Source organism: Rhizobium sp. M1, assembly GCF_002531805.1.
Lineage (GTDB): Bacteria > Pseudomonadota > Alphaproteobacteria > Rhizobiales > Rhizobiaceae > Rhizobium > Rhizobium etli_C.
The window spans coordinates 148,137-172,877 of the sequence record NZ_NWSW01000006.1 but is presented as its reverse complement, the minus strand read 5'-3'; the positions used below and the strand labels follow the sequence as shown (position 1 = coordinate 172,877).

At 61.9% G+C, this 24,741-nt stretch carries 21 protein-coding genes; 12 read left to right on the top strand and 9 right to left on the bottom strand.

Features of this window, described 5'->3' with window-relative positions; translation table 11 throughout:
* Positions 1-116: 116 nt before the first annotated feature.
* Together CO655_RS06935 and CO655_RS06930 are read left to right on the top strand one after the other, a co-directional pair.
* Positions 117-1,139: a LacI family DNA-binding transcriptional regulator gene (locus CO655_RS06935; protein WP_020922290.1), complete on the top strand. Its 1,023-nt coding sequence runs from the start codon at positions 117-119 to the stop codon at positions 1,137-1,139.
* 27 nt (positions 1,140-1,166) lie between these two features.
* Complete coding sequence (locus CO655_RS06930; RefSeq protein WP_097603901.1) at positions 1,167-2,123, top strand: 2-hydroxyacid dehydrogenase; 957 nt, start codon at positions 1,167-1,169, stop codon at positions 2,121-2,123.
* A gap of 42 nt (positions 2,124-2,165) precedes the next feature.
* On the opposite strand, the gene CO655_RS06925 is transcribed toward CO655_RS06930, so the two are convergent.
* Positions 2,166-2,945 (bottom strand): gamma-glutamyl-gamma-aminobutyrate hydrolase family protein, encoded by a 780-nt coding sequence (locus tag CO655_RS06925; RefSeq protein ID WP_097664190.1) that lies wholly within the window; start codon positions 2,943-2,945, stop codon positions 2,166-2,168.
* Here CO655_RS06925 and CO655_RS06920 point away from each other — a divergent pair.
* Complete coding sequence (locus CO655_RS06920) at positions 2,923-3,132, top strand: hypothetical protein (RefSeq protein ID WP_097664189.1); 210 nt, start codon at positions 2,923-2,925, stop codon at positions 3,130-3,132. The two genes, CO655_RS06925 and CO655_RS06920, sit on opposite strands and share 23 nt — an antisense overlap.
* Before the next feature lie 104 nt (positions 3,133-3,236).
* A complete protein-coding gene (locus tag CO655_RS06915) occupies positions 3,237-4,343 on the top strand; it encodes a TRAP transporter substrate-binding protein (RefSeq protein WP_038691341.1) in 1,107 nt (368 codons plus the stop codon).
* A gap of 193 nt (positions 4,344-4,536) precedes the next feature.
* Here CO655_RS06915 and CO655_RS06910 read toward each other — a convergent pair whose 3' ends face one another.
* A complete protein-coding gene (locus CO655_RS06910) occupies positions 4,537-6,024 on the bottom strand; it encodes a TRAP transporter large permease subunit (RefSeq protein WP_097664188.1) in 1,488 nt (495 codons plus the stop codon).
* Positions 6,025-6,043: 19 nt separating this feature from the next.
* Positions 6,044-6,583 carry a TRAP transporter small permease subunit gene (locus CO655_RS06905; RefSeq protein ID WP_097664187.1) on the bottom strand — a complete coding sequence of 180 codons (540 nt, stop codon included), beginning with the start codon at positions 6,581-6,583 and terminating at the stop codon, positions 6,044-6,046.
* Positions 6,584-6,980: 397 nt separating this feature from the next.
* Between CO655_RS06905 and CO655_RS06900 the strand changes: the two genes are divergently transcribed.
* From CO655_RS06900 to CO655_RS06875, 6 genes are all read left to right on the top strand, one after another.
* Entirely contained in the window at positions 6,981-9,284 is a 2,304-nt protein-coding gene (locus CO655_RS06900; protein ID WP_097664186.1) for an EAL domain-containing protein, read from the top strand.
* A 144-nt stretch (positions 9,285-9,428) separates the two neighbouring features.
* A complete protein-coding gene (locus tag CO655_RS06895; RefSeq protein WP_010031322.1) occupies positions 9,429-10,181 on the top strand; it encodes a hypothetical protein in 753 nt (250 codons plus the stop codon).
* 248 nt (positions 10,182-10,429) lie between these two features.
* Positions 10,430-10,654, top strand: coding sequence for an aa3-type cytochrome c oxidase subunit IV (locus CO655_RS06890; RefSeq protein WP_097580418.1), 225 nt, complete (start codon positions 10,430-10,432; stop codon positions 10,652-10,654).
* Between the two features lie 200 nt (positions 10,655-10,854).
* Entirely contained in the window at positions 10,855-12,000 is a 1,146-nt protein-coding gene (locus tag CO655_RS06885) for a Re/Si-specific NAD(P)(+) transhydrogenase subunit alpha (RefSeq protein WP_097603907.1), read from the top strand.
* On the top strand, positions 12,000-12,398 hold the full coding sequence (locus tag CO655_RS06880) for a proton-translocating transhydrogenase family protein (RefSeq protein ID WP_064683198.1): 399 nt from the start codon (positions 12,000-12,002) through the stop codon (positions 12,396-12,398). Before CO655_RS06885 ends, CO655_RS06880 begins: the two co-directional genes overlap by 1 nt.
* 7 nt (positions 12,399-12,405) lie before the next feature.
* The gene (locus tag CO655_RS06875) at positions 12,406-13,800 is read left to right on the top strand and encodes an NAD(P)(+) transhydrogenase (Re/Si-specific) subunit beta (RefSeq protein WP_097603908.1); all 1,395 of its coding nucleotides are present in this window, start codon (positions 12,406-12,408) and stop codon (positions 13,798-13,800) included.
* Positions 13,801-13,834: 34 nt separating this feature from the next.
* Here CO655_RS06875 and CO655_RS06870 read toward each other — a convergent pair whose 3' ends face one another.
* The 5 genes from CO655_RS06870 to CO655_RS06850 form a co-directional block, all read right to left on the bottom strand.
* Positions 13,835-14,317, bottom strand: coding sequence for a DUF992 domain-containing protein (locus CO655_RS06870; RefSeq protein WP_097664185.1), 483 nt, complete (start codon positions 14,315-14,317; stop codon positions 13,835-13,837).
* Positions 14,318-14,468: 151 nt separating this feature from the next.
* Positions 14,469-16,124, bottom strand: a complete 1,656-nt coding sequence (locus CO655_RS06865; RefSeq protein WP_097664184.1) for a sensor histidine kinase — start codon at positions 16,122-16,124, stop codon at positions 14,469-14,471.
* 478 nt (positions 16,125-16,602) lie between these two features.
* The gene (locus CO655_RS06860) at positions 16,603-17,466 is read right to left on the bottom strand and encodes a tetratricopeptide repeat protein (RefSeq protein ID WP_097664183.1); all 864 of its coding nucleotides are present in this window, start codon (positions 17,464-17,466) and stop codon (positions 16,603-16,605) included.
* 134 nt (positions 17,467-17,600) lie between these two features.
* Complete coding sequence (gene rpsU, locus CO655_RS06855) at positions 17,601-17,813, bottom strand: 30S ribosomal protein S21 (protein ID WP_003585885.1); 213 nt, start codon at positions 17,811-17,813, stop codon at positions 17,601-17,603.
* 156 nt (positions 17,814-17,969) lie between these two features.
* Entirely contained in the window at positions 17,970-19,580 is a 1,611-nt protein-coding gene (locus tag CO655_RS06850) for an adenylate/guanylate cyclase domain-containing protein (protein ID WP_097664182.1), read from the bottom strand.
* 298 nt (positions 19,581-19,878) lie between these two features.
* On the opposite strand from CO655_RS06850, the gene CO655_RS06845 reads away from it, so the two are divergent.
* Positions 19,879-22,059 carry an adenylate/guanylate cyclase domain-containing protein gene (locus tag CO655_RS06845; RefSeq protein WP_097664248.1) on the top strand — a complete coding sequence of 727 codons (2,181 nt, stop codon included), beginning with the start codon at positions 19,879-19,881 and terminating at the stop codon, positions 22,057-22,059.
* A 65-nt stretch (positions 22,060-22,124) separates the two neighbouring features.
* Here the strand turns inward: CO655_RS06845 and CO655_RS06840 are convergent, their stop codons facing one another.
* Positions 22,125-23,144: a FecR domain-containing protein gene (locus CO655_RS06840; RefSeq protein ID WP_097603913.1), complete on the bottom strand. Its 1,020-nt coding sequence runs from the start codon at positions 23,142-23,144 to the stop codon at positions 22,125-22,127.
* A 274-nt stretch (positions 23,145-23,418) separates the two neighbouring features.
* On the opposite strand from CO655_RS06840, the gene CO655_RS06835 reads away from it, so the two are divergent.
* Positions 23,419-24,672: a sarcosine oxidase subunit beta family protein gene (locus CO655_RS06835; RefSeq protein ID WP_097541797.1), complete on the top strand. Its 1,254-nt coding sequence runs from the start codon at positions 23,419-23,421 to the stop codon at positions 24,670-24,672.
* Positions 24,673-24,741 lie beyond the last annotated feature (69 nt).

The window sequence follows — 24,741 nt, the reverse complement described above, 5'->3', positions numbered from 1 at the left end:
TTCGCTGAAAAGACGAATTGCTTCCGCCTGTTAAATCTTTTAATTAAACATTTTAAGGGACCGCGCCGGTTTTCCGACGCGGTCTGCTGTCTTGCGTGCTGCCTGGAGGAGGACACGTGGTCCAGAAGATCAAGCTTTCGACAATCGCCGAAACGCTCGGCATTTCAACGGCGACCGTATCGCTCGCCTTGCGCGACAGTCCGCTGGTTGCCGGCAATACGCGGGAGAAGATCAAGGAACAGGCGCGCGCGCTCGGCTACATCTACAATCGCCGTGCCGCCAGCCTGCGCACCTCGCGCTCCGGCATCATCGGCGTCGTCGTGCACGACATCATGAACCCCTTCTACGGCGAGATCCTGAAGGCGATCGAAAGCGAGCTCGATCGCAGCCGCCACACCTTCATCCTTTCCAACCATTACGACAATGTCGAAAAGCAGCGCACCTTCATCGAAACGCTCCTGCAGCTCGGCGGCGACGGCGTCATCATGTCGCCGGCGATCGGCACGCCGCCGGAAGATCTGCAGCTGGCGGAGGAAAACGGCATGCCGGCAATCCTTGTCGCCCGCTCGATGGACGGTCTGGAACTGCCGACCTATCGCGGTGACGACAGTTACGGCATTTCTCTTGCCACCAACCACCTGATCGGCCTCGGTCACCGCTCGATCGCGATGATCGGCGGCACGGACCAGACGTCCACCGGCCGCGACCGCTACCAGGGTTATGTCAATGCGCTGCGCAAGGCCGGCATCGAGGTCGATCCGAACCTGCGTATTCCCGGTCCGCGCTCGAAGCAGGGCGGTTTCGAGGCCGCGGTGCATTTCCTCTCGCTGCCGCAGAAGCCGACGGCGGCCGTCTGCTGGAACGATCTCGTCGCCATCGGCCTGATGAACGGCATTGCCCGTGCCGGACTGGTGCCGGGGCGCGACATTTCCGTCACCGGTTATGACGATCTCGAGGAAGCTTCGATCGCCACACCGGCGCTGACGACCGTCTGGAACGGCCAGACCGAAGTCGGCCGTCTGGCTGCGCGCGCGCTTCTCGATCGTCTCGCCGGCAGCCACGAACCTGACGGCATGCATCTCATCAAGCCGGAAATGCGCATCCGCCAGTCGACCAGTCCCCATCGGCCACGCGCCTGAACCAGACCCCGTCCAAGAGGAAAAGCCATGTCCCGCATCGCCATTCTCGTTCCTGGGAAGATACACGAGCGTGTTCTCGAAAGGCTGAAGGATCGTTTTGAGATCATTGCCGTCGCCCGCGAGGAGAAGCTGGCACTCGACGGCGAGACAGCCGGCCGCATCCGCGGCGTCGCCGTCTCCGGCGCTTTTCCCGGCGCCTGGATGGACCAGCTGCCTGACGTCGAGGTGATCGCCAGCTTCGGCGTCGGTTATGACGGTATGGATGTAAAACGGGCAGCCGAAAAGGGCATCATCGTCACCAATACGCCTGACGTTCTGAACGACGAGGTTGCCGACACGGCGATCGGCCTGCTCTTGAACACGATCCGCGAATTGCCGCGGGCCGAAGCCTGGCTGCGCGCGGGCAACTGGAAGCCGGGCACGGCCTATCCGCTGTCGCGTTTCTCGCTCAAGGGCCGTCATGTCGGGCTCTACGGCCTCGGTCGCATCGGGCTCGAGATTGCCAAACGGCTGGAGCCGTTCAAGGTGAAGATCAGCTATCACACGCGGTCGCGCCATGCCGACGCGCCCTATGATTATTACCCGACGTTGAAAGGACTGGCCGAGGCGGTGGACACATTGATCGCCATCGTTCCGAAGACGCCGCAGACGCATAAGACGATCGATGCCGATATCCTCGCCGCTCTCGGTCCGAACGGCATCCTCGTCAATGTCGGCCGCGGCTGGACGGTGGATGAAGAGGCGCTGAGTGCGGCTCTGGCGTCAGGCGCGCTCGGCGCGGCCGGCCTCGACGTCTTCTATGAAGAGCCGACCGTGCCGGCGACGCTCATGGAACCGGCCAATGCCGTGCTGCTGCCGCACGTCGCCTCGGCCTCCGTGCCCACGCGCAATGCGATGGCCGATCTGGTGGCCGACAATCTGATTGCCTGGTTCGAGAAGGGAACGGCGCTGACGCCGGTGCCGGAGACACCGCAAAAGGTTTAGAGGCGCGATGGTTCAAGCTGGCGCGCTTGACCTGGCCAGTGGTCAGGCGATTGCCTGCGCCGCGGTCACGGGCGGTTTGGCGGCGGCATAACTGCGAACGGCGTCGCCGAAGGCGGCAAACAGCCGGTTCGACGTCTTGTCGGTTTCGGCCCAATATTCCGGATGCCATTGCACGCCGACGGCGAAGGCCTTGGCATCGATGACGGAAACGGCCTCCACGGTGCCGTCCTCGGCGGTGGCCTCCACCTGCAGGCGCGGCGCGGTCCTGGCGATCGCCTGGCGATGCAACGAGTTGACGCGGATATCGCCCGGGCCGAGGATGCCGGCAATGCATGACCCTTCCTTGACGTGGACAGTCTGGCGGATGGCGTACATGCCGTCACGGTCGACACCTTCCGGCCGGCGATGGTCCCAGATGCCGGGTTGCTCGTGGATCTCGCTTGCCAGCGAGCCGCCGAGAGCGACATTCAGCTCCTGAATGCCGCGGCAGATGGCGAGCAGCGGGATGGCGCGATCGATGGCGCGGCGGATGAGCGGCAGGCTTGTGGCGTCGCGGGCGGGATCGAAGGGACCGTCCTTGTCATTCGCCTCGGCGCCGTAAAGCGAAGGATGCACATTGCTGGCCGAGCCCGATACCAGCAGACCATCGACGCGGTCGAGGATTGCGTCTGTGTCGAAGCCCGCCTCGAAAGCCGGGATGACAAAGGCCATGACGCCGGCCGCATTCAACGCGGCACTGAGATATTGATGCTGCACGGCGTGCCAGGTCGCGCCGTCGAAGCTGCGGATATCGGCAGGAATGGCAACGATCGGTTTCGTCATGTTCGCCCCGGTGAAATCTTCTGCTTGTCGTTTCTGCCGCCAGAATGGCCGCGAAGTCAACGTTTGGCTGCAGCTGGCGGCCGATTTCCGCCAGCGCCTCGCCGTGGCGTCTGTCCTCGCGGCTAAGCTGCTGATTTTGATGGGTGCCTGGGTGTTGCCTTATTGCCGTCTTGATGCCAAAGGCTAATAGACTAAAGCTTGAATCGCGGCCCTCGCCATGCTTAGCTCTGCCCTCGCTGCGGGTAGGGGTGAAGATTGGCCGCGCAGTGCCATCTATACGGGAGGTTTTTGATGGATCGTCGTTCGTTTTTCAAGAAGGCGGGAACCGCCGGGGCCGGCGCGGTTGCCGCAACGGCATTGGCAGCGCCTGCGATCGCGCAGGAGAATCCGAAGATCGCGTGGCGCATGACGTCGTCGTTTCCGAAGAGCTTGGATACGATCTATGGCGGTGCCGAAGACATCGCCAAGCATGTTGCCGCCGCAACCGACGGCAATTTCACCATCCAGCCTTTCGCGGCCGGTGAAGTCGTGCCGGGTCTGCAGGCCGTCGATGCGGTGGCTGCCGGTACGGTCGAGGCAGCCCACACCACCTCTTATTATTTCGTCGGCAAGGATCCGACCTACGCCATCGGAACGGCGATCCCCTTCGGCCTCAACAGCCGCCTGACCAATGCCTGGTTTAATGACGGCAACGGCAACAAGCTGATGAACGAGTTTTATGCCACGCAGGGCATGTATGCTTTGCCGGCCGGCAATACCGGTGCCCAGATGGGCGGCTGGTTCCGCAAGGAAATCAATACGCTCGATGACCTGAAGGGCGTCAAGATGCGCATCGCCGGCCTTGCCGGCCGGGTCATGGAGAAGGTCGGCGTCGTCCCGCAGCAGATCGCCGGCGGCGACATCTACCCGGCGCTTGAAAAGGGCACGATCGATGCGGCGGAATTCGTCGGTCCCTATGACGATCTGAAGCTCGGCTTCCACAAGGTGGCGAAATATTACTATTATCCGGGCTGGTGGGAAGGCGGCCCGACGGTGCATGCGTTCTTCAATCTCGACAAATGGAGCAACCTGCCGAAGCACTACCAGGCAGCGCTCACCGACGCCTGCGCCTTCGCCAACACCAACATGCTGGCGAAATACGACACGAAGAACCCGACGGCGCTGAAGCAGCTCGTCGCCGAAGGCGCGACGCTGCGCCCGTTCAGCCAGGAGATCATGGAGGCCTGCTTCCAGGCGGCCATGGGCATCTACGGCGAAATCTCGGCCAACAACCAGTATTTCAAGAAGATCTACGACGACCAGACCGCTTTCAAGCGCGACGCCTATCTGTGGATGCAGCTCTCGGAATACACGTTTGATACGTTCATGATGATCCAGCAGCGGGCCGGCAAGCTCTAATGCATGTCGCCCGGAAGTGTGCGCGGTTCCGGGGCAACGACATGCATAAAAACAAAGAGCTAAAGTGCGTTGCGTGAATCAAATTTGACGCGACGCGCTTTAAGCGCTTCCATCGGCGCCTGACACGAACGCATACCAAAACCCCGGATCGCTTGGTCCGGGGTTTTGTTTTGGCCCTGTTATTTTGGGGGAGTTATTTCGCAGGTGGCGGCGGGGCTCCCGGCAAGCCGAGCGGCGGCAGGTTCAGGCCGGGGATCTGCGGCGTGCCATTGCCGCCGCCCACCGGCGGCAGGCCGAGCTGGCCGCCGAAGCCCGGCACTTCGATCTTGATCGAGTTCGGGTCGACCTTCGGGCCGTGATCCAGCCAGTAGGTGACCGATTGCGGCCAGAAGATCACGATTGCCACCAGGATGATCTGCATGCCGACCCAGGGCAGCGCGCCCATATAGATATCGGAGGTCTTGACGTCCTTGCTGGCGATCGAGCGCAGATAGAAGAGCGCGAAGCCGAAGGGCGGATGCATGAAGCTCGTCTGCATGTTGACGCAGATCAGTACGCCGAACCAGATCAGGTCGATGCCGAGACTGGAAGCGACGGGGGCGAGCATCGGGATGACGATGAAGGCGATTTCGAAGAAATCGAGGAAGAAGGCGAGCACGAAGATGAAGATGTTGACGAAGATCAGGAAGCCGACCGGGCCGCCAGGGATGCCCGAGAGCATGTGCTCGATCCAGCGCGAACCGTCCATGCCCTGGAAGACCAGGCTGAAACAGGTGGAGCCGATCAGGATCATCACCACCATCGAGGTGATATGGGTGGTCGACGTCATCGCCTCACGGATCAGCGGCCAAGTGAGACGGCGATGCAGGGCGGCGAGCCCCATGGCGCCGACGACGCCGAGCGCGCCGGCTTCCGTCGGCGTCGCAAGCCCCATGAAGATCGTGCCGAGCACGAGGAAGATCAGCACGATCGACGGCACCATGCCCATCAGCACTTTGGCGAGCAGCGCCCAGTCAAGGTTGCCGCGCACCTCTTTCGGCAGCGGTGGCATCGATTTCGGCCGGATGATCGACATGACAAGGATGAAGAGGACGAAGATCGCCACCTGCAGGATCGAGGGGCCGATCGCGCCGAGATACATGTCGCCGACCGATCTGCCGAGCTGGTCGGCGAGGACGACGAGCACGAGCGAGGGCGGGATCACCTGGGTGATGGTGCCGGAGGCGGCGATGACGCCGGTGGCAAGGCGCGGGTTGTAACCGTAGCGCAGCATGATCGGCAGCGAGATCACGCCCATGGTGATGACGGAGGCGGCCACCGTGCCGGTGATGGCGCCGAGGACGGCGCCGACCAGGATGACGGCATAGGCGAGGCCGCCGGGAATGCCGCCAAAGAGCTTGCCGGTGCCTTCGAGCAGATCCTCGGCAAGTCCGCAGCGTTCCAGCACCGCGCCCATGAAGGTGAAGAAGGGAATGGCGAGCAGCAGGTCGTTGGAGACGATGCCGAAAAAGCGCAGGGGCAGCGCTTGCAGAAAGGCTTCGCTGAAATGGCCCGTGGCGATGCCGATGATGCCGAAGAACAGGCCGACGGCGGCGAGCGAAAAGGCGACCGGAAAGCCGTAGAGCATGAAGATGACCATGCCCAGGAACATGGCCGGCGGAATAATGCCGAAATCAAACAAATCCGTTCCTCCCGGGGCGCTATTGCAGCGGCTTTTCGTATTTTGTGTCGATGCTGATATAGCCGGTGAGGGCGGCGATCCGCTTGATCAGCTCGGAGACGCCCTGAAGGGACAGCAGCCCGAAGCCTGCGACCAGGATCAGCTTGACGGGCCAGCGGATCAGTCCGCCGGCATTGCCCGATATTTCCCCCTGCCGGTAGGACAGCGCGAAGAAAGGCCAGCAGAGCCAGGTGAGGAAGATGCAGACGGGGATGAGGAACAGGATGAGGCCGACGATGTCGATCCACATCTTCGCCTTGTCGGAGACTGCGCCATAGATCAGGTCGACGCGGACATGCTCATTGTTGCGCAGCGCATGCGAGGCGCCGAGCATGACGACGAAGGCGAACAGATACCACTGGATTTCCAGCCAGCCGTTGGAACTGTAGTTGAAGGCATAACGGACGATGGCGTTTCCGGCGCTGATCAGACAGCAGAACAGCACCATATATTCGGAAAGTTTGCCCATGATTTGACTGACCGAATCGATCAGCCGGCTTGCCGCCAGAAGTCCCGACATTCGTTTCCCTTATTCTTGTCCTGCCGTTATTCGGCAGCTTTCCCTCTTTGGAATCGGTGTAGACCACGGCCCTCGAAATTGGAAGGATAAATGCCGCGCATTGGCGCATAGTCGTATAGCGCCGTCTCCTCTCTCGCGCGCTTCGGATTTTTCCGAAAACGATTCCGATTTTCGGGGTTGAGGCGGCACTAAGACGGCCGGCCCGCACGGCCGGTAAATATTTTAACAACCCAGGCGTGGATGATTATTTCAACAATCTCGCGACAAGGCTGCATTATCACGCCAAGGCTGTGCTGTTCATCCTGGGGTTTTAGAAAATTTGACCAAATGTTTGATTCGATTGAAATCAATTTTTAAAGGGTTGCCTCTAGAATTCCCGCGCACAGGGAAAGTGTGGATGAAGCCAGATAGCCCGAACAGGGTCCCTTTAGATGTGTATCTGTCGTTTGTGAGTTCCCTTTCCGGGAACCGCATGACGCTTCTTGCTGGCGTAATCGTCCACGTGGCGACATGCCTCGCCGTCGCCGCCAAGACACAGTCTTCCGTTTACATTCTCCTCTCTGCCGCCTTCCTTCTGGTCTTCAGCGTGCGCATGGCCATCTTCCGGCAGTTTGACCGTGTCGACAAGGAGAGCCTGTCGCACGCCGGAATCGAGCGTTGGGAGCGGATTCTGGTTGCCGGTGCTGCCTGCACCACGGCATTGCTTGGTATCGCCAGCGGCTACGCGATCTTCGTCGTGCGCGATTCCTTTGCCGAGCTTGCCTGCATTGCCGTCACTATGGCAACCATGGTTTCGGTCGTCGGCCGCAACTACGGTTCGCGCCTCGCGGTCGACCTTCAGACATTCTCCTGCTGCCTTCCGATGATCGTCTGCAGCCTGTTGGCGCTGGATTTCTACCGCGGTCTCCTGTCGATCTTCCTTATTCCCTTCTGGCTGACGACGCGGGCAATGGCGAATGGCGTGCGCGAGTTCCTCTATGAGAACGTCATCGCGCGCCGGGAAATCACCATGATCGCCGACCGTTTCGATACGGCGCTCAACAACATGCCGCATGGCCTGGTGATGGTCGATGCCGAAAACCGTATCCAGGTCGTCAACCGCAAGGCCTGCGAGCTTTTGAGGATCGGTGCGCCGGAGCGGCTGAAGGATCGCGACCTCGGCGCCGTGCTGCGTTATGGAGCGCGTTACAGCTTCATGGATGCCTCGCAACCGGAGCTTATCCTGCGCCAGCTCACTCAGGTCGCCGACGGCAACCTGTCACGCACGCTCATTCACTTCCCTGAGGACCTGTCGCTCGAATTCTCCGCCAGCCGGAGGGCCGACGGCGGCGCCGTTCTGATCTTCGAGGACGTGTCGAGCCGGGTGAAGGCGGAGCAGAAGATCATGCACATGGTCCGCTTCGATGCGCTGACCGGCCTGCCGAACCGCGAATATTTCGGGCAACTGGTCCAGGAATATCTCGCCAGGCACCCGCGCAAATCAGGACCGCTCGGCTTCATGGTTCTTGATATCGACGAGTTCAAACATGTCAACGACATGCGTGGTCACGTCACCGGCGACCATCTGCTTTGCGCCATCGCCGCCCGCATCAAGCAGGCTTGCGGCAATGCCATCCTCGGCCGGTTGATGGGCGATCAGTTCATCCTGTTCTTCCCGCATGCGAAGGAGCCCACATCGCTCGAGCTCTCGATTCGCCGCGTGCACGCCGCGATCCAGGGCCATTACGAGGTCGACGAGCTGACCTTCCTGGTGTCGCTCAGCGCCGGATACGCGATCCTCGAAAGCTCGGCCTTCGCAATGGATGAGTGGAGCGTCAAGGCGGATCTTGCCCTTTTCGAAAGCAAGTCCCGCCTCAAGGGCGGCATCTCCGGATTCGAGCGCGAGATGGACGGGCGCTATATCGAGCAGCAGAAGCTGAAGGCTGACCTGCGCGAAGCGGTTTCGGCGCAGGCGCTGCATCTCGTCTTCCAGCCGATGTTCCGGGCCGATGGCACACGGATAGAATGCGCCGAAGCGCTGGCCCGCTGGGTGCATCCGGAGAAGGGCTCGATTCCGCCCGACGTGTTCATTCGGCTTGCCGAAGAGATGGGCATTATCTCCGACATCACCCGTTTCGTCCTGTTCAAGGCCTGCACCGAGTGCATGAGCTGGCCGGACCATATCGCCGTCTCGGTCAACCTCTCGGCGCGCGATCTGCGCGATGCCGATATCCTTTCCGTGGTCGCCGATGCGCTCGCTCATTCCGGCCTCGATGCGGCGCGGCTGCATCTCGAAGTCACCGAAAGCTGCCTGATCGACGAGCCGCAGGCCGTGCGCGCCATCCTGGCGGAGCTGAGGGCCCGCGGCATCACCATCGCCATTGACGATTTCGGCACCGGTTTCTCCAGCCTCAGCTATCTCGATACGCTGCCGCTCGATATCGTCAAGATCGACCGTTCCTTCGTGCGCAACATCGTCGAGGATACCCGCCGTCTCAAGCTTTTGCGCGGCACGGTCCATCTCGCCCGCGAACTCGGCCTGAAGATCGTCATCGAGGGTGTCGAGACCGAGGAGCAGCTCGCGCTGCTCAACAAGCACCGCAGCACCGATTTGGTGCAGGGCTATGTTTTTTCGCAGCCGGTGCCTTCCCAAAACATCCCGCTGTTACAGCAAGGCATCGGCCGCCGCCCCGTGCAACGTCGCCGCAACAAGGTCGCCTGAGCGCTCTGTGAGCGCCAATTCTTCCGCTGACAATCCCCAGCGCCGTTAACCTTAATAGTTTATATACGGGCCGAATTATCGGATTTCCTTGCCTAAATTTCGCCGGCGTATGATTAATGATCCGTTAACGAGCGGATCGAGAGAATGTCAGAGACACTGTTCAAGCGTGGTGATTTCAGTACGAAAATTTTGGATATTCTGGATCATGTCGAATATCGTCGCGTCGAAAGCAGCGAAGACATGGAACAGGTGGAACGCCTGCGTTACAAGGCTTACAAGGCCCATGACGTCCTCGCGCTCGCTCCGAAAGGGCTGCTTGATGACAGCGATTTCGACAGCCACGCCTATATTTTCGGGTTGTACTATTATGGTGAGCTGATCAGCACGATCCGAGTTCATTATGTGACACCTGATCACCGCCTCAGTCAGTCCGGCGGCGCCTTTCCCGAAGCGATGGACGAACTCCTGGATGCAGGGTTGACCCTGATCGATCCGGCGCGTTTCGCGGCCGATCCGGAACTCACGGCCGATCTGCCCTGGGTTCCCTATCTGACACTGAGACCCACCATTGTTGCGGCCGCTTATTTCCGCGCAGACCGTGTGCTTCAGTTCGTTCGACCGCCGCATGCCGCTTTCTACAAGCGGGTCTTCTATGCCGACACGATCGTCCCCGGCCGACTGGCGAAGAATTACGGGATCGACATGACGCTGATGGCGACGAATGTGGTCGAGGTCGGGCGCAAGCTGTTGACGCGCTATCCCTTCTTCATCTCCAGCGCCAGCGAGCAACGCATGATGTTCTCGCGCAATCCCAACGACACGCTGCCGCCGCTGACCATCATTCCGACGGCGCGCTTCGTGCCGCAAGGCGAACTCGGCACCGACCTGCCGCTATGATTTCTGGTCCCCGGCGGAGAAGCGATTGCAGCCCGGATCGGGGCGGGTCGGCGACGAGCGGAGATATAAGCTTCGCCGTGGGCGTCTCTGCGCATCTTTCCAGCGGGAGGAAGGGGTTGCCAAGCGCGGCTGCGGCATTCTCATGCATTGCGCTTTCGCCTGTCATTGTGTAATCCCTGCAAATAGGGGCCTCCCTCGCGTGGGCGAGGGATGAGGCAGTGCAGAGGCATTTCAGGGAGACGATATTTATGGCCGAACATCATACCGGACCGGTCGAGACCGGCGCGCCGATGGATTACCGGGAACATGAAAAGACCTACGACATGTTCATCGCGGCCACGAAATACGGCTCGATGCTTCTCATCGTCCTCCTGCTTGCGATGACTGCCGGTTTCTTCGGCGGCGCCGGCCTTCTCGGCGGCCTCTTCGTCTTCATCATTCTTCTCGCTGCCGGCGTCTTCCTGGTCCGCTGATCGCGGCAAAGGGAGGGCTTCGCCGAAGCTTGTGACTGAAGCGCGTTGCGATCGTTCAGATTCGCTGTTCGTGCTTCAGGTCTTTATTTTCTCGCATATCGTTATCGCAGAACCGCCGGACAGTTTTGCGCGACATGCTTAGGTGCTTGGCCTGCGCAGGGAAGCCTGCGGCGGTCTGGCTGACCCGGAGGAGGGGGCAGTTGGGCAATATCGTTTTCGTTGCAAGGGAAAATGCCGGGGAGACGCGTGTCGCGGCCTCCCCCGAGACCGTGAAGAAAATGAAGAGTTTCGGCTTCGACGTCGTCGTCGAGGCCGGTGCCGGGGCGGCGTCACGTATTCCGGATGGAGAGTTCGAGGCGGCCGGCGCCAGGATCGGCAGTTTTGCCGATGCCGCCTCCGCCGACGTGGTACTGAAGGTCCGCCGCCCGAACGAAGAGGAAATCTCATCCTATAAAAGCGGCGCCGCGGTGATCGCCATCATGGATCCCTACGGCAATGACGAAGCGATCGCGGCTCTGGCCAGTGCCGGGCTTTCGGCTTTCGCGATGGAACTGATGCCGCGCATCACCCGCGCCCAATCGATGGACGTGCTGTCGTCCCAGGCCAATCTCGCCGGTTACCAGGCCGTCATCGAGGCGGCGGCGGTCTATGACCGCGCCATGCCGATGATGATGACGGCCGCCGGCACCGTGCCGGCCGCCAAGGTCTTCGTCATGGGTGCCGGCGTCGCCGGCCTCCAGGCGATCGCCACCGCGCGCCGTCTCGGCGCGGCGGTTTCGGCCACCGACGTCCGCCCGGCCGCCAAGGAGCAGGTCGCCTCGCTTGGCGCCAAGTTCATCGCCGTCGAGGACGACGAGTTCAAGGCGGCGGAAACAGCCGGCGGCTATGCCAAGGAAATGTCGGCCGACTATCAGGGCAAGCAGGCCGCACTCGTGGCCGAGCATATTGCCAAGCAGGATATCGTCATCACCACCGCGCTAATCCCCGGTCGCGCCGCGCCGCGGCTGGTTTCACGCGCCATGCTCGCCTCGATGAAGCCGGGTGCCGTTGCCGTCGACCTCGCGGTCGAGCGCGGCGGCAATATCGAGGGCGTCGTCGCCGGCGAGGTCGCCGATGTCGACGGTGTCAAGGTGATCGGTTTTGCCAATATGCCGGGCCGGGTTGCGGCCAGCGCCTCGGCGCTCTACGCCAAGAACCTCGTCACCTTCCTCGAGACCATGGTCAACAAGGAAACCGGCAGCGTCATCGTCAACCTCGACGACGAGTTGGTCAAGGCGACGATGCTGACCTATGCCGGCGACGTGGTTCATCCCGCCTTCGGCGGCGCGAAGAAGGGGGACAACTGATGGCCAGTGAAGCAATGGACAGAGCGCTGGAACAGCTCGACCAGGCGGTGACCGCCGTGATTGCGGCGGCGGCCCAGGCGCCGGAAGCGGCCAGTGCCGCCACCGGCGGGGCGATCGATCCCTTCGTCTTTCAATTCGCGATCTTCGTCCTGTCGATCTTCGTCGGCTATTACGTCGTGTGGTCGGTAACGCCGGCCCTGCATACGCCGTTGATGGCCGTCACCAATGCGATCTCCTCGGTCATCGTCGTCGGCGCGCTGCTGGCGGTCGGCATCTCGACGAGCGGACTTGCGACCGGCTTCGGCTTCGTCGCCCTGGTGCTGGTTTCGGTCAACATCTTCGGCGGCTTCCTCGTCACGCAGCGGATGCTGTCGATGTACCGCAAGAAGGACCGGTGAGCGACCGATGACCAATATCGCAGCCTTCCTCTACCTCGTCTCCGGCGTTCTGTTCATCCTGGCGCTGCGCGGCCTGTCGCATCCGGCCACCAGCCGCAAGGGCAATCTCTACGGCATGGTCGGCATGGGGATCGCGATCCTGACGACGCTGGTGCTGGCGACGCCTGACTTCGGCGGCTTTGTGCTGATCATCCTTGGGCTTGCCATCGGTGGCAGCGTCGGCGCCTATGTCGCCCGCACCATCGCCATGACCTCGATGCCGCAGCTCGTCGCCGGCTTCCATTCGCTGGTCGGACTTGCGGCCGTCCTGGTCGCGGCTTCGGCGCTCTATACGCCGGCCTCGTTCGGCATCGGCGAGATCGGCCACATCCACACCGAGGCGCGCGTCGAGATGGCGCTCGGCGTGGCGATCGGAGCGCTGACCTTCACCGGCTCGATCATCGCCTTCCTGAAGCTCGACGGGCGCATGTCCGGCAAGCCGATCCTGCTGCCCTACCGGCATCTGATCAATGCGGCCCTGCTGGTTCTGATCGTGCTCTTCATCATCGGACTTGCCGCCACCGAAAGCCATTTCGACTTCTGGGCCGTGGTGGCGCTGTCGCTGGCGCTTGGGGTTCTGCTGATCGTGCCGATCGGCGGCGCCGATATGCCCGTTGTCGTTTCGATGCTGAACTCCTATTCGGGATGGGCCGCGGCCGGCATCGGCTTCACGCTCGGCAATCTGGCGCTGATCATCACCGGCGCGCTCGTCGGTTCCTCCGGCGCGATCCTTTCCTACATCATGTGCAAGGGCATGAACCGCTCTTTCATCTCCGTCATCCTCGGCGGCTTCGGCGGCGAGACGGCGGCCAGCGGACCCGATACCTCGGACAGGACCGTCAAGCTCGGCTCGGCCGAGGACGCGGCCTATCTGATGGCGAATGCCTCGAAGGTCCTCATCGTGCCGGGATACGGCATGGCGGTTGCCCAGGCCCAGCATGCCTTGCGTGAACTCGCCGACAATCTCAAGAAGAACGGCGTCGAAGTGAAATATGCCATTCATCCGGTTGCCGGCCGCATGCCCGGCCACATGAATGTGCTGCTCGCCGAAGCGAATGTTCCCTATGACGAGGTCTTCGAACTCGAGGACGTCAATTCGGAATTCGCCCAGGCCGATGTCGCCTATGTCATCGGCGCCAACGACGTCACCAATCCGGCCGCGCGCGACGACAAGACCTCGCCGATCTACGGCATGCCGATCCTCGACGTCGACCGGGCGAAGACCTGCCTCTTCGTCAAGCGCTCGCTCGGCTCCGGTTATGCCGGCATCGACAATACGCTGTTCTACAAGGACGGCACGATGATGCTGCTCGGCGATGCGAAGAAAATGACCGAGGATATCAACAAGGCGATTTCGCATTGATCGAGTGAAATGCAGCCGCCCTCCTGCTGCTTTCTTATGTCTCGCCCGGCACCAGCGTCATCTTCTCGACCCCGATCGCCAGGTTCAGTCCTTCCTGAGCCTGGACGTTCAACGGTTGCAGCATGAACGCTTTGTTGGTGCCGCCGGCGATCACCTTGGCGCCGGCGCCTGCCCCGATGCTCGCATCCGCCCCGATGCCATAATATTCACCGGCCAAGGCGTATTGCGGCATATCCGTACCGGTTTTCGCAAGCACCTGCCAAATCATCACGCTCTTGCCGGTCTGACCGATGTCGAGGCCGAACTTCTCGATTTTGCCGGCGTAGACCGCCTTGGCGCCGCCGGATGCCGGCGTGTAGGTGCAGATCAGGTTCTTCTGCGACGTGATGATCAGACCCTGGCCGCCATCCGATCCGCAGACCAGGCGGCCAAGCGTGACATAGTTTTCCGCGCCGGCCGGGCTTGCCCAGGCTGCGGCCGTCAGAGCCGCGGCTGCGATGATGGTTTGCTTGAACATGGTCTTTCTCCTTGGGAACGACCTGTTCGAAACGGGTGCAGGTGGCGATTGTTCCGGGAGGCTGAAGCACGCGGTATCAAACGTGATTCATGGGATGCGCTCTGGCGCCAGGATTTCCGGGGAAACGCTCCGCCCTGCCGGGCGACATGCGTCAGTCCCGCTCCAGCGCGGCGCGCTGCGCCGTCAACACCCATAACAGGCCTTCAGGCCGGAAATCGATCTCAACTGTGCCGCGGAAGGCGGCGGCGGCATGGGCCTTGATAACGGTCGTGCCGAAGCCTGTGCGTGAGGGCTCTGTCACCGGCGGGCCGCCACGCTCCTCCCAGGTGAAGCGGAGCAGGGCATCCGGCTTGTCTTCCTCCCTGACATCGCGCCATTCGAAGCGGACACGGCCCTGCGGAACGGAAAGCGCGCCGTATTTCACCGAATTGGTGGCCAGCTCATGCAGGGCCAGACCGAGATTCTGCACCGCATCCGGCTTCAGGACGAAATCCTCACCTGTGATTTCGATCTGTTCACGCGATTGCGGGAAGGCCTGCAGATGGATATCGACGACCCGCCGCAGCGATACGCCTCCCCATTGCTCGCTGGTCAGGAGCTCGATCGAACGCCCCAGCCCCTCGAGGCGATCGGCGACAGCGGCCTGGAAGGTCTCGACGCTGTCGGCCTGCTTGGCGAGCTGGCGCATCATTGCCTGGGCAAGCGTCAGAAGATTTTTCGTGCGGTGGACGAGTTCGTGCATGACGAAACGCAGCCGGTCCTCGGTCTGGCTGCGGTCGAAGGAGGCATTCGACAGGGCGATCGCCACCTGGTTCGCCTCGATGACGCTGGTCTCGACCGGCGAGACAATGTGGCCGTCGCCCATACGCTTTGCCATTTCGGCGATATCGCGGATGGTGGTGCGCACCTGTCTCGCGACGGCATAGGCGGCGAGCACCGCGACGAGCACAAGCGCCACGCCGCCGATGATGAGGAAGCGCCAGGTGCTGAGGATCGAAGCCTGTGCCACCGGCCCCCAGATCACCGTCTTCCATGACCAGCCGGGAATTTGAGCATAACCGAGAAGCGTGTGCGGTAGGATCGTCTTGTCTTCGAAGACGCCGCGGGAGAAACCAAGCGCCGGCAGGATGCGCGGATCGAAGGGCGTACCGGGTTCCAGGGCTGCGGGGCCGGCGGCAACGACCACGTGACCGCTTTGATCGATGACGGCGGCCGACCAGCCGGGAGCAAGGCCCTGAGTCGTCACCAGCCTGCCGAGATCCCTGGCATCCTGCGTGATGATGAGGGCGGCGACCGGATCATCCGTTGTCCTCGGGAGGGTGACGTTATAGACCCAATCGCCGCTGGTTCTGCCGCGAAAAACATCGGAAGCCTCGATGCGACCGGATTTCATGGCGGCATCGAGGGAGGCGATGTTTGCCATCTCTCCGAGCGGCGTGCCGAAAGGCCGGCGTGTATTCAGCAGTTGCTGGCCGGTGCGGTCGACGGCAAGCACGTAAAGCGAATTGTTGCGCAGAGCCGTTTCCGTGCGCTCGTGGAAGGAGGCGAGATCGCCGTTTTCAAGTTCCGGCGAACTCGACAGCAGCCGCAGCGTCGTCGCCATGTCCTGAAGCTGCCGGTCGATGATGCGCGAAAGGGCAAGTGCGTCCTGCACCGTCTCGCGCCGCAGCGCCGAACGCTGGTTGTCCTCCAGCTGCAGCAGAAGCAGCGCCACGAAGGCGAAAATCGGCAGCGCAATCGCCACCGCCATGGCAACGAGATAGGTGCCGATCGAAGCCTTTGGGAAGAACAGCGCAACGATCTTCATTGAATGCGCCACGCCGCCTGCGCCATCGCACACTCCATCGAGTCCCATCGAGCGAAGGATAAAATCCCGGGGCACAAAACATGGCCGCATCCCTTGCGTCGCTCGGACGATGCGCGGCGCTGGGGCGGGCGCTGCCCGCAACAGTTTTCGCTCGCGGTCAGGAACGCAAAGATCCGTATCTCTCGCAAAACGCCCTCAACACGTTTTTCCAACGCCCGATAGCGGGCTATCGAAGCAGCGACATGTTAGGGGGAGCAGGAGCCGGTTGCAACATCGTATGACATGCCATCGAAGACGACGGATGTTTTTTCCGCCTCTCTTTTCAAGGCGATGCCGCCGCCTTCATGACAGCGTCGACGTCATCGGCGGTCGCTGCACGCGCATCGGGCCGGTCACAGATAAGGCGGCTCCGCCGGAGATTTCTCGCAACGGCAAGGATCTGGAGCATCCGATGGTCCGGCCGCCCTAATGCACATCCTTAGCCGGCTGGGGCGACGCCAACGCGAGCAAGGCCGTCACGAGCCGGCTGGTACTTCGGATCGAGGCCGATCGCATGGCGATAGGAGCGGGCGGCCTTGGCCTTGTCGCCGCGACGTTCGTAGACGAGCGCCTGGTTGGCCCAGGATTCGGCGATGTTGCCGTTGAGCTCGATCGCATGGTTGAAATCGGCAAAGGCGTTGTCGTCGTCGTTCAGCGCGATATAGGAAATGCCGCGGCCGTTATAGGGCTCGGCCGAGTTCGGCGCGAGCGAGATCGCTTTCGAGAAATCGTCGATCGCCTTGTCCTGCTGATTGCGCTTCTGATAGATCAGCCCGCGATTGTGATAGGCGCGGCCATCGGTGGTGCCGAGCTGGATCGCGCGGTCGAAATCGTTGAACGCCTGGTCGTCCTGGCCGGCCATGCGATAGACATTGCCGCGGCCGATATAGGCGACGTCATAGCTCGGGTTGATCTGCAGCGCGGCGTTATAGTCGGCGATCGCCTGGGCCTGCTGACCCATGTTGCGATAGACGAGGGCGCGGTTGGCATAGGCCTGGAAGAAGCGCGGATTGATCTGCAGCGCAGTGTTGAAATCGTTCAGCGCCGGACGGAATTGGCCGCCGCGGCCGTAAGCGGAGCCGCGGACATTATAGCCTTCGGGATCCCGGGGGTTGGCGTTGATAACCGCCGTCAGCGAGGCGATGTTCTCTTCCGAACCCTGCGCCTTGTCGATGCGGATCACGGCGTCCGTGGTATTGGTCGTTTCGCAGCCGGCAAGGCCGAACATGGCGGCCAGCGCCATAGCGGGCAGCAATGCGGTTTTCTGCAAGGCGCGGGACGGATTGAAGGTGGTAACAGCCATTCGGGCTCGCTTTCCCCATGCGGCATATCCGATATTGGGATATGCGATCTTCAGCGGCAAACTAAAAAGGCGGCGGCGAACCAATCGCCCCCGCCACAATGCATCTGAAAACGTCGAAAAAACGACGGCAACGCTTAGCGTGCGACCAGGCCTTCGCGCTGGGCGCGCTTGCGGGCCAGCTTGCGAACGCGGCGAACAGCCTCGGCCTTTTCGCGAGCACGCTTCTGCGACGGCTTCTCGTAGTAGTCGCGCATCTTCATTTCGCGGAAAATGCCTTCGCGCTGCATCTTCTTCTTGAGAGCGCGGAGAGCCTGATCGACATTGTTATCGCGGACAAGTACCTGCACGAGAATCACGTTCCTTTGGTTTGGTTGATGCCTGAGGCGGCGCAGCGCCAGGGGCAAAAAAATAACGTTCGCGCGGCCGCAGCCTTGCGATTGGTGATGCGGGATAGCAGATCGGGTCGGGGAAGTCCAGACGGATATGGGAGGCAGGCGGAAAAATCACACCGGTCCGATATCCTGTCTCGATCGCGCCGACTCCGGCAGGGCTTCATCCAGAGCTGCAATCGCCTCCTTGAGCGCCGTCCTGACCCGAAGGCGGTCGGCAGGCTCGACCCGGCTCATATCCAGATGCAGGTCGAGGCCGGCGAGATGTTCGCTCAGAACGCGGCTCTTATGATCCGCGCCGAGCGTCAGCCCATCCACAGCATAGGGCACGATCTCACGCTGTATGCCCTTCATCGTGATCGGCGGCAGTGGATGGGCATCGACGATCTCGTTGACCAGCGCATAGGTTTCGTAGCTGATGACGATCTCTCCGCCCTGGGCGATCGATTGCAGGCGGGCGGCGAGATTGGCCTCCGCGCCGATGATCGTATAGTCCATGCGGTCGCTGCTGCCGAAATTGCCGACGTTGCAATAGCCGCTGTTGATTCCCATGCGCACGACGAAAGGCTCTTCGGTGCCGTTTCTGCGCCATCTGTCCTTCAGTTCGCCGAGGCGGCGCTGCATGTCGACGGCCATGCGCAGGCAGGCTTTCGCATCCTCCTCCGGGCCCTTCGTTTCCGGGTCGCCGAAGAAGACCAGCATGGCGTCGCCGATGAACTTGTCCACCGTGCCGCCATGGGCGAGCGCAATGTTCGACATTTCGGTCAGATATTCGTTGAGCATCTCCGTCAGCGCTTCCGGCTGCAGCCGCTCGGTGGTCGCGGTGAAATCCTTGATGTCGGAGAAGAAGATCGTCAGGCGCTTGCGCTCGGTATGGACCACCACGTCCTTCTGCCCGCTGAAAATGCTCTTGTAGATCTGCGGCGAGAGGTAGCGTGAAATCTTCAGCGAGACGCTGGCGAGGAATTCGTTGGCCGCTTCCAGATCCTGGTTGGCGTTATGGATCGCGCGCGCCTGCTGCCGCTGCAGCAGAATGAAGCTGAGGCCGATGATGGCGACAAACAGAAAATAGCAGAGCAGGTATTTGAAGGCGAAGACGTTGCTCGCATAGGGCTGCCGGATGATCACTTCCTGGATGCCGCGCACATCGCCCACCTTCCAATCGGTCTTCGGGCTTTCCGGGTGGCTGTTGTGGCAGGCAACGCAGGCCTGGCCCATGACGACAGGGGTGATGAACCGCAGGGTATCGGTCAGTCCGACACGGGTGAGGTCGTTCAGCGTCTGTTGCGGATTGGCGCGCAGCGCCGCGAGCGCTTGTCTTTCGAAGTCGTCGAGCTCGTGGGATGCGCGGCTCTTGAACGGCAGATCGGAGACGAAACGATAGGTGATATTGGCCTGCTGTTCCTTGATGACGTCGCCGAGCTCCAGCGAAAGTGTTGCCGGCAGCGGGATGGCGCCTGGAATATTGGCATAGTTGTGGGAGACGACCGTGCCGGCGGTCGCGCCGCTGGCATGCGCGGCCAAAACCCGTCCGACGACGTTCGCCGAATAATAGGAGCGAATGCTCGATATCAGCGAACTCATGTCGCGCGCCTGTCGCCGCAAGGTATTTCCCGAGAGATCGCTGATGTCGAGCCAGACGGCAAGCGGCAGCCCGGCCAGCATGGCCAGCACGACGGCGATCAGCCAGTAGCCGCTTCGGCGCGCGGCGGATTCGGAAATCACGGCGACCCTTACCCTTCTCTTGAAAAAGCGTGCGATTTTCGATCGCTACAAGAACATTTCGCCGGGCGCCCGGCAAGGTCGAAGCCTTGTCATCCCAGCAAAAGCCTGGCCAAAATCGGAGCCGTGGGCTCATTGACGGCGCTTCTTATCGGCCGGATGGAAAGACGAAGGGCAAGAGGTCGAAAACGGAGCGTCCAGGACGCGTGCGCGAATGGCATTCGGGCCGAAAGCGGCGTAGCCTGTCTGTCGGCAGACGCAGGCCGCTCCGTCGGCCGCGGGAGGGACAGCCGGTGAGATGATGACACGCGTGCAGCAAATCGGTGTGGTTATCGGCCTGGCGATCGTGGCAGCGCTGACGATCCTGCGGGCGGACGATCCGGGGATTTTCAAGCTGATCCGCGGGGTGACCTTCGACGAATATCAGCGGCTGGTTCCGAGAAGCTTCGAACCGATGCCGGTCCGCGTGGTTGACATCGACGAAGCCTCGCTGCGCGAATTCGGCCAGTGGCCGTGGCCGCGGGACAGGCTGGCGCTGTTGGTGGACAGGCTCTCGGAAATGGGGGCAGCGGCCATCGCCTTCGATGTTCTCTTCGCCGAGCCGGACCGGCTATCGCCGCGCAACGTCGTACGCGAGGTCGCCGGCGTCGATCCTTCGCTTGCCGAGAAACTGCCCGACAACGACGAGATATTCGCCGGCTCGATTGCCGGCAAGCCCGTCGTCCTCGGCTTCGGCTTGTCCAACGAGGGCGGTTACCGGCCGCCCGTCAAGGCGGGCTTCGCCTTCACGGGCGAAAGTCCGGTCTCGGCCCCGCCCTTTCTGCACGCTTCGACGCCGCTCAGGCCGCAACTGGAGGCCAATGCAGCGGGGCTTGGCCATATCAGCCTCAATCCGGGCAATCCCTCGCCTGTGGTTCGGGCGGTTCCGCTGTTCTTGACCGATGGCGAGCAGCTCTATCCGAATCTGGCGATCGAGGCGCTGCGGGTCGCGCAGGGGGTGTCGACCTATGTGCTGTCGGGCGCGCCCGACCGCGCCGCCATTATGACATCGGCAAAGATCGGCGACTTCGTCGTGCCGCTGACGGCGGCCGGCGAACTCTGGCTCTATGTCACGCCGGACCGGGCCGAGCGCTATATCTCTGCGCGCCAGGTGCTCACCGGTGCAGGCGCCAGCCCCGACGTTGCAGCCGCCATCAACGGCAGCGTCATTTTCGTCGGGACTTCGGCCGCGGGCCTGCAGGACATTCGCGTCACCGCGCTCGGCGAGAATGTCCCTGGCGTTTCGCTGCATGCGCAGGCCGTCGAGCAGATTCTCTCCGGCCAGTTCCTGTCGCGGCCCGACTGGGCGGACGGGCTGGAAATCCTCACGATCGCGGTGCTCGGATGCCTGCTCGTCGTGGTGACGACCTTCGTCAGTCCCGCCGTCGCCCTGGTCTGCGGCCTGCTGATTACGGCAATGGCGCTCGTGGCGTCGTGGTTGTCGTTTCTCTATTGGGGACTTCTTCTCGATCCGCTGGCGCCGATCGTCAGCGGATCGATCACCCATTTTGCCGCAACCTCGTTCCGCATTCTGGTGATTGATCGGGAAAGGCGCGAGGTGCGGCGCGCCTTCGGACACTATCTGTCTCCGTCGCTGCTCCATCGCATTGAGCATAACCGCGATGCATTGCGCCTGGGTGGGGATGACCGCGAGCTGACGGTCATGTTCGTCGACGTCAGGAACTTCACCGAGATGAGTGAACGGCTGGCGCCGACGGCTGTCGTCGCCTTCCTGAACACATTGCTCGACGCGCTAAGCCGTCATGTCGTGGCCAATGAAGGCACGCTCGACAAGTTTATCGGCGATTCGATCATGGCGTTCTGGAATGCGCCGGTTGATGTTGCGGATCACGAAACCAAGGCGGTTCGCACAGCCTTGGCCATGCGCGCGACACTCGCCGAACTGAACGCCGGCGACGCCTTCGGCTTCGGTCCCGATCAGGAGGTCGGCATCGGCATCGGCATCCATACCGGCATTGCCTGCGTCGGCAATATGGGCGCCAAGACCCGCTTCAACTATTCGGCTGTCGGAGATGCCGTCAACGTCGCCGCCCGCATCGAGTCGTCGTGCAAAGAGGTAGGCTTCGATATCCTCATCTCCGACAGCGCTGCACGTTCAGTGAAAGGAATGGCGCTGATCGACGCCGGCGCCATTCCACTGAAGGGAAAGAGCAGCCGCACTAAGATCCTTGCCGTCCTCGGCGATGAGCATGTGGCGGCATCCCGGGAATTCGCCGCGCTCAATGCCGTTCACCGGCAATTGATGCAAGCCCTGCATGCGCATTCAAAGAATACCCGCAAACTTATGGATACGGCAAAGCTCAGGGCGGATGAGGTGGTGGGCGGTTTGGTGGAATTCTATCGGCGGATACCCAGCAGGACCGACCATTTTCGGGAATTGCCGGCGGGGATCGAAAAGAGCGCCGCCGATGCCGAAAAGTAGAAGCGATTTTCGAAGGGCGGTGCCCAGTGCCGACGCCTTGACTTGCGAGGATCCCGAAAACAGCCTCACCGACCGCGATTGAAATTCCGACTTCTGTCGTGGTTTCGATCATTCTTATGGTCGCGATCTCCATCATGGTGGCGCTCGGGGTCCCGATGATCCAAACCGTGATTTCCGGGCTTTCCGTCATCGTCGTGGCTCCCATGGCCCTCATGCTTGTCGGGTCTATCCGGCTTGTCATGGTGGGGCTTATCATGGTGCGGCCTGTCGTGATGAGGCTTGTCGTGATGAGGCTTGTCGGGCTTGTTCGGTCGCTCCTTTTGCGGCTCGGCCTGTCTCTGTGGCGGATCCTGCCTCTGCGGAGCAGGCGCAACTGCCGGCGGAGGCCGTGTTCTGTCTTTTCTTTCCGGCATAACGGAGGCCATATTGCAGCCGCCGAGCATGCCGAGGCCGCCCGAAAGCCGTTGGTTGCCGGACAGGAAGGGCAGGGCACGCTGGTTTCCAAGTCTGTCAAGGACGTTGCGATCGACCCGGCCGGCCGCCGTCATATCGCCATTCGGTTTGGCGACAACGCAATCGCAGCGTTGCTGCAGCTGGCGACAGCCGCCGGGGCCGCAGAAGCTGGCCGCGCCGTTCAGGAGGACGACGGCGGTGGTGCCGTCGGGGCCGACGTAGAAATCGAATGCGGTGCCGCGCACGCCGATCGTGCCGGCCGGCGTCAGGATCTGATAGGCCGACGAATTGGAATTACCGCTGACCCAGCGGAAAGTCCCCTTGGCGGCCTTGATGGTGAGCTTTCTGACCGATTGCGTATCGTCGAACACATATTTGTCGATGACGACGGAGGAACCCCAGCCGACCGCAAGCTTGGTGCCGTCACGAAACAGAAACTGGCCAAGTCCGGATTGCGACGTTCGGATTCGCTCGTCGCGGTGAACGCTGCTATTGACCTCTATGGGGCCGGCCTGTCCGGTCACTTCGGTCTTGATGAGGACGGCTTGGCCGACCGGCTCGGCGGCGGGCGACGCCTGGGCGCTCAAAAACGCGATGAAAAGCGCGTGGAAGAATGAACGCCGACCCCACATGATATAAGACCCCGGCAACAGGCGAGAATTAACATTTTGGTAACTGCTTGTCTTCTCGCCCACTTGGGTGAGGGCTGGCCGGCGGTCCGATCGGTTGCTGGTTGCCGGAGGAAGCGGAGCGCGCGTTCTGGAAAACCGGGCGTTTTTCGACATCATGTCGCTCAGTGTCAAAACCAAAGCTCTCGCGCGTCGCAAAAGAGCCGTTGTGCCGCATTTGGATTTGCGATTTGTATGGGCACGGAGAATAGTCCTTGCCCGAAGGAGAAGAAGGCGGATGCGGAAATATTCGGTTTTTGCCGTGGCGCGAGAGGCCCTTCGTGGCCACAGAGGCTGGGAGAAGCAGTGGACTTCACCAGAACCGCGCGCCGAATACGACGTCGTCATCATCGGCGCCGGCGGGCACGGCCTGGGGGCCGCCTATTATCTCGCCAAGGAGCATGGCATCACCAATGTGGCGGTGATCGAGAAGGGCTGGCTCGGCGGCGGCAATACCGGGCGCAACACCACCATCATCCGCTCGAACTATCTCTACGAAGAGAGCATGCACATTTACGAGCATTCGATGAAGCTCTGGGAGGGGCTTTCGCAGGAGCTCAACTACAATGTGATGTATTCGCCGCGCGGCGTGATGATGCTCTCGCACAATATTCACGACCAGCAGTCGTTCAAGCGCCATATCCATGCGAACCGGCTCTACGGCATCGACAATGAATGGCTGACGCCGGAGCAGGCGAAAGCCTATTGTCCGCCGCTCGATATCTCGGCCAGCGCGCGCTACCCGATCAACGGCGCGGCGCTGCAGCGGCGCGGCGGCACGGCGCGGCACGATGCGGTCGCCTGGGGTTATGCGCGCGCAGCATCGGACCGCGGTGTCCACATCATCCAGAATTGCGAAGTGACCGGCATCCGCCGTGCGCCCGATGGGCGCGTGACCGGCGTCGAGACCACGCGCGGTTTCATCGGCGCCAGAAAAGTCGGCGTGTCGGCGGCCGGCCACACGACGACGATCATGAAGATGGCCGATGTGCGGGTGCCACTGCAATCGAGCCCGCTGCAGGCGCTGGTTTCCGAGCCGCTGAAGCCGATCTTCCCCTGTGTTGTCATGTCGAACACGGTGCACGCCTATATCTCCCAGTCCGACAAGGGAGAACTCGTCATCGGCGCCGGCACCGACCAGTACAATTCCTACTCGCAGACCGGCGGGCTGCAGATCATCACCCATACGCTCGATGCCATCTGCGAACTCTTCCCGATGTTCCGGCGCGTCAAGATGATGCGTCAATGGGGCGGCATCGTCGACAACACGCCGGATCGTTCGGCGATCCAGTCGAAGACGCCGGTTCCCGGGCTTTACGTCAATTGCGGCTGGGGCACCGGCGGCTTCAAGGCGACGCCGGGCTCGGCCAATCTTTTCGCCCATCTGATCGCCCGCGACGAACCGCACAAGTTCAGCGCCGGCCTGACGCTGGAACGTTTCCGCAGCGGCCGGCTGATCGACGAGGCTGCAGCGGCGGCGGTGGCGCACTGACGATGGGTGTTTTCGTGCTCATGCTCGCTGCTTTTGTCGCTCACCCCCTCATCCGTCTTTCAGGCACCT

What these genes read in the sequence shown, in the direction of transcription:
- CO655_RS06930 (WP_097603901.1), top strand. Translation starts at nt 1,167, where the DNA reads ATGTCCCGCATCGCCATTCTCGTTCCTGGGAAGATACACGAGCGTGTT.
- CO655_RS06920 (WP_097664189.1), top strand. Translation starts at nt 2,923, where the DNA reads ATGGCAACGATCGGTTTCGTCATGTTCGCCCCGGTGAAATCTTCTGCT.
- CO655_RS06925 (WP_097664190.1), bottom strand. Translation starts at nt 2,945, where the DNA reads ATGACGAAACCGATCGTTGCCATTCCTGCCGATATCCGCAGCTTCGAC.
- CO655_RS06915 (WP_038691341.1), top strand. Translation starts at nt 3,237, where the DNA reads ATGGATCGTCGTTCGTTTTTCAAGAAGGCGGGAACCGCCGGGGCCGGC.
- CO655_RS06905 (WP_097664187.1), bottom strand. Translation starts at nt 6,583, where the DNA reads ATGTCGGGACTTCTGGCGGCAAGCCGGCTGATCGATTCGGTCAGTCAA.
- CO655_RS06900 (WP_097664186.1), top strand. Translation starts at nt 6,981, where the DNA reads ATGAAGCCAGATAGCCCGAACAGGGTCCCTTTAGATGTGTATCTGTCG.
- CO655_RS06895 (WP_010031322.1), top strand. Translation starts at nt 9,429, where the DNA reads ATGTCAGAGACACTGTTCAAGCGTGGTGATTTCAGTACGAAAATTTTG.
- CO655_RS06890 (WP_097580418.1), top strand. Translation starts at nt 10,430, where the DNA reads ATGGCCGAACATCATACCGGACCGGTCGAGACCGGCGCGCCGATGGAT.
- CO655_RS06880 (WP_064683198.1), top strand. Translation starts at nt 12,000, where the DNA reads ATGGCCAGTGAAGCAATGGACAGAGCGCTGGAACAGCTCGACCAGGCG.
- CO655_RS06875 (WP_097603908.1), top strand. Translation starts at nt 12,406, where the DNA reads ATGACCAATATCGCAGCCTTCCTCTACCTCGTCTCCGGCGTTCTGTTC.
- CO655_RS06870 (WP_097664185.1), bottom strand. Translation starts at nt 14,317, where the DNA reads ATGTTCAAGCAAACCATCATCGCAGCCGCGGCTCTGACGGCCGCAGCC.
- CO655_RS06865 (WP_097664184.1), bottom strand. Translation starts at nt 16,124, where the DNA reads ATGAAGATCGTTGCGCTGTTCTTCCCAAAGGCTTCGATCGGCACCTAT.
- CO655_RS06860 (WP_097664183.1), bottom strand. Translation starts at nt 17,466, where the DNA reads ATGGCTGTTACCACCTTCAATCCGTCCCGCGCCTTGCAGAAAACCGCA.
- CO655_RS06845 (WP_097664248.1), top strand. Translation starts at nt 19,879, where the DNA reads ATGACACGCGTGCAGCAAATCGGTGTGGTTATCGGCCTGGCGATCGTG.
- CO655_RS06840 (WP_097603913.1), bottom strand. Translation starts at nt 23,144, where the DNA reads ATGTGGGGTCGGCGTTCATTCTTCCACGCGCTTTTCATCGCGTTTTTG.
- CO655_RS06835 (WP_097541797.1), top strand. Translation starts at nt 23,419, where the DNA reads ATGCGGAAATATTCGGTTTTTGCCGTGGCGCGAGAGGCCCTTCGTGGC.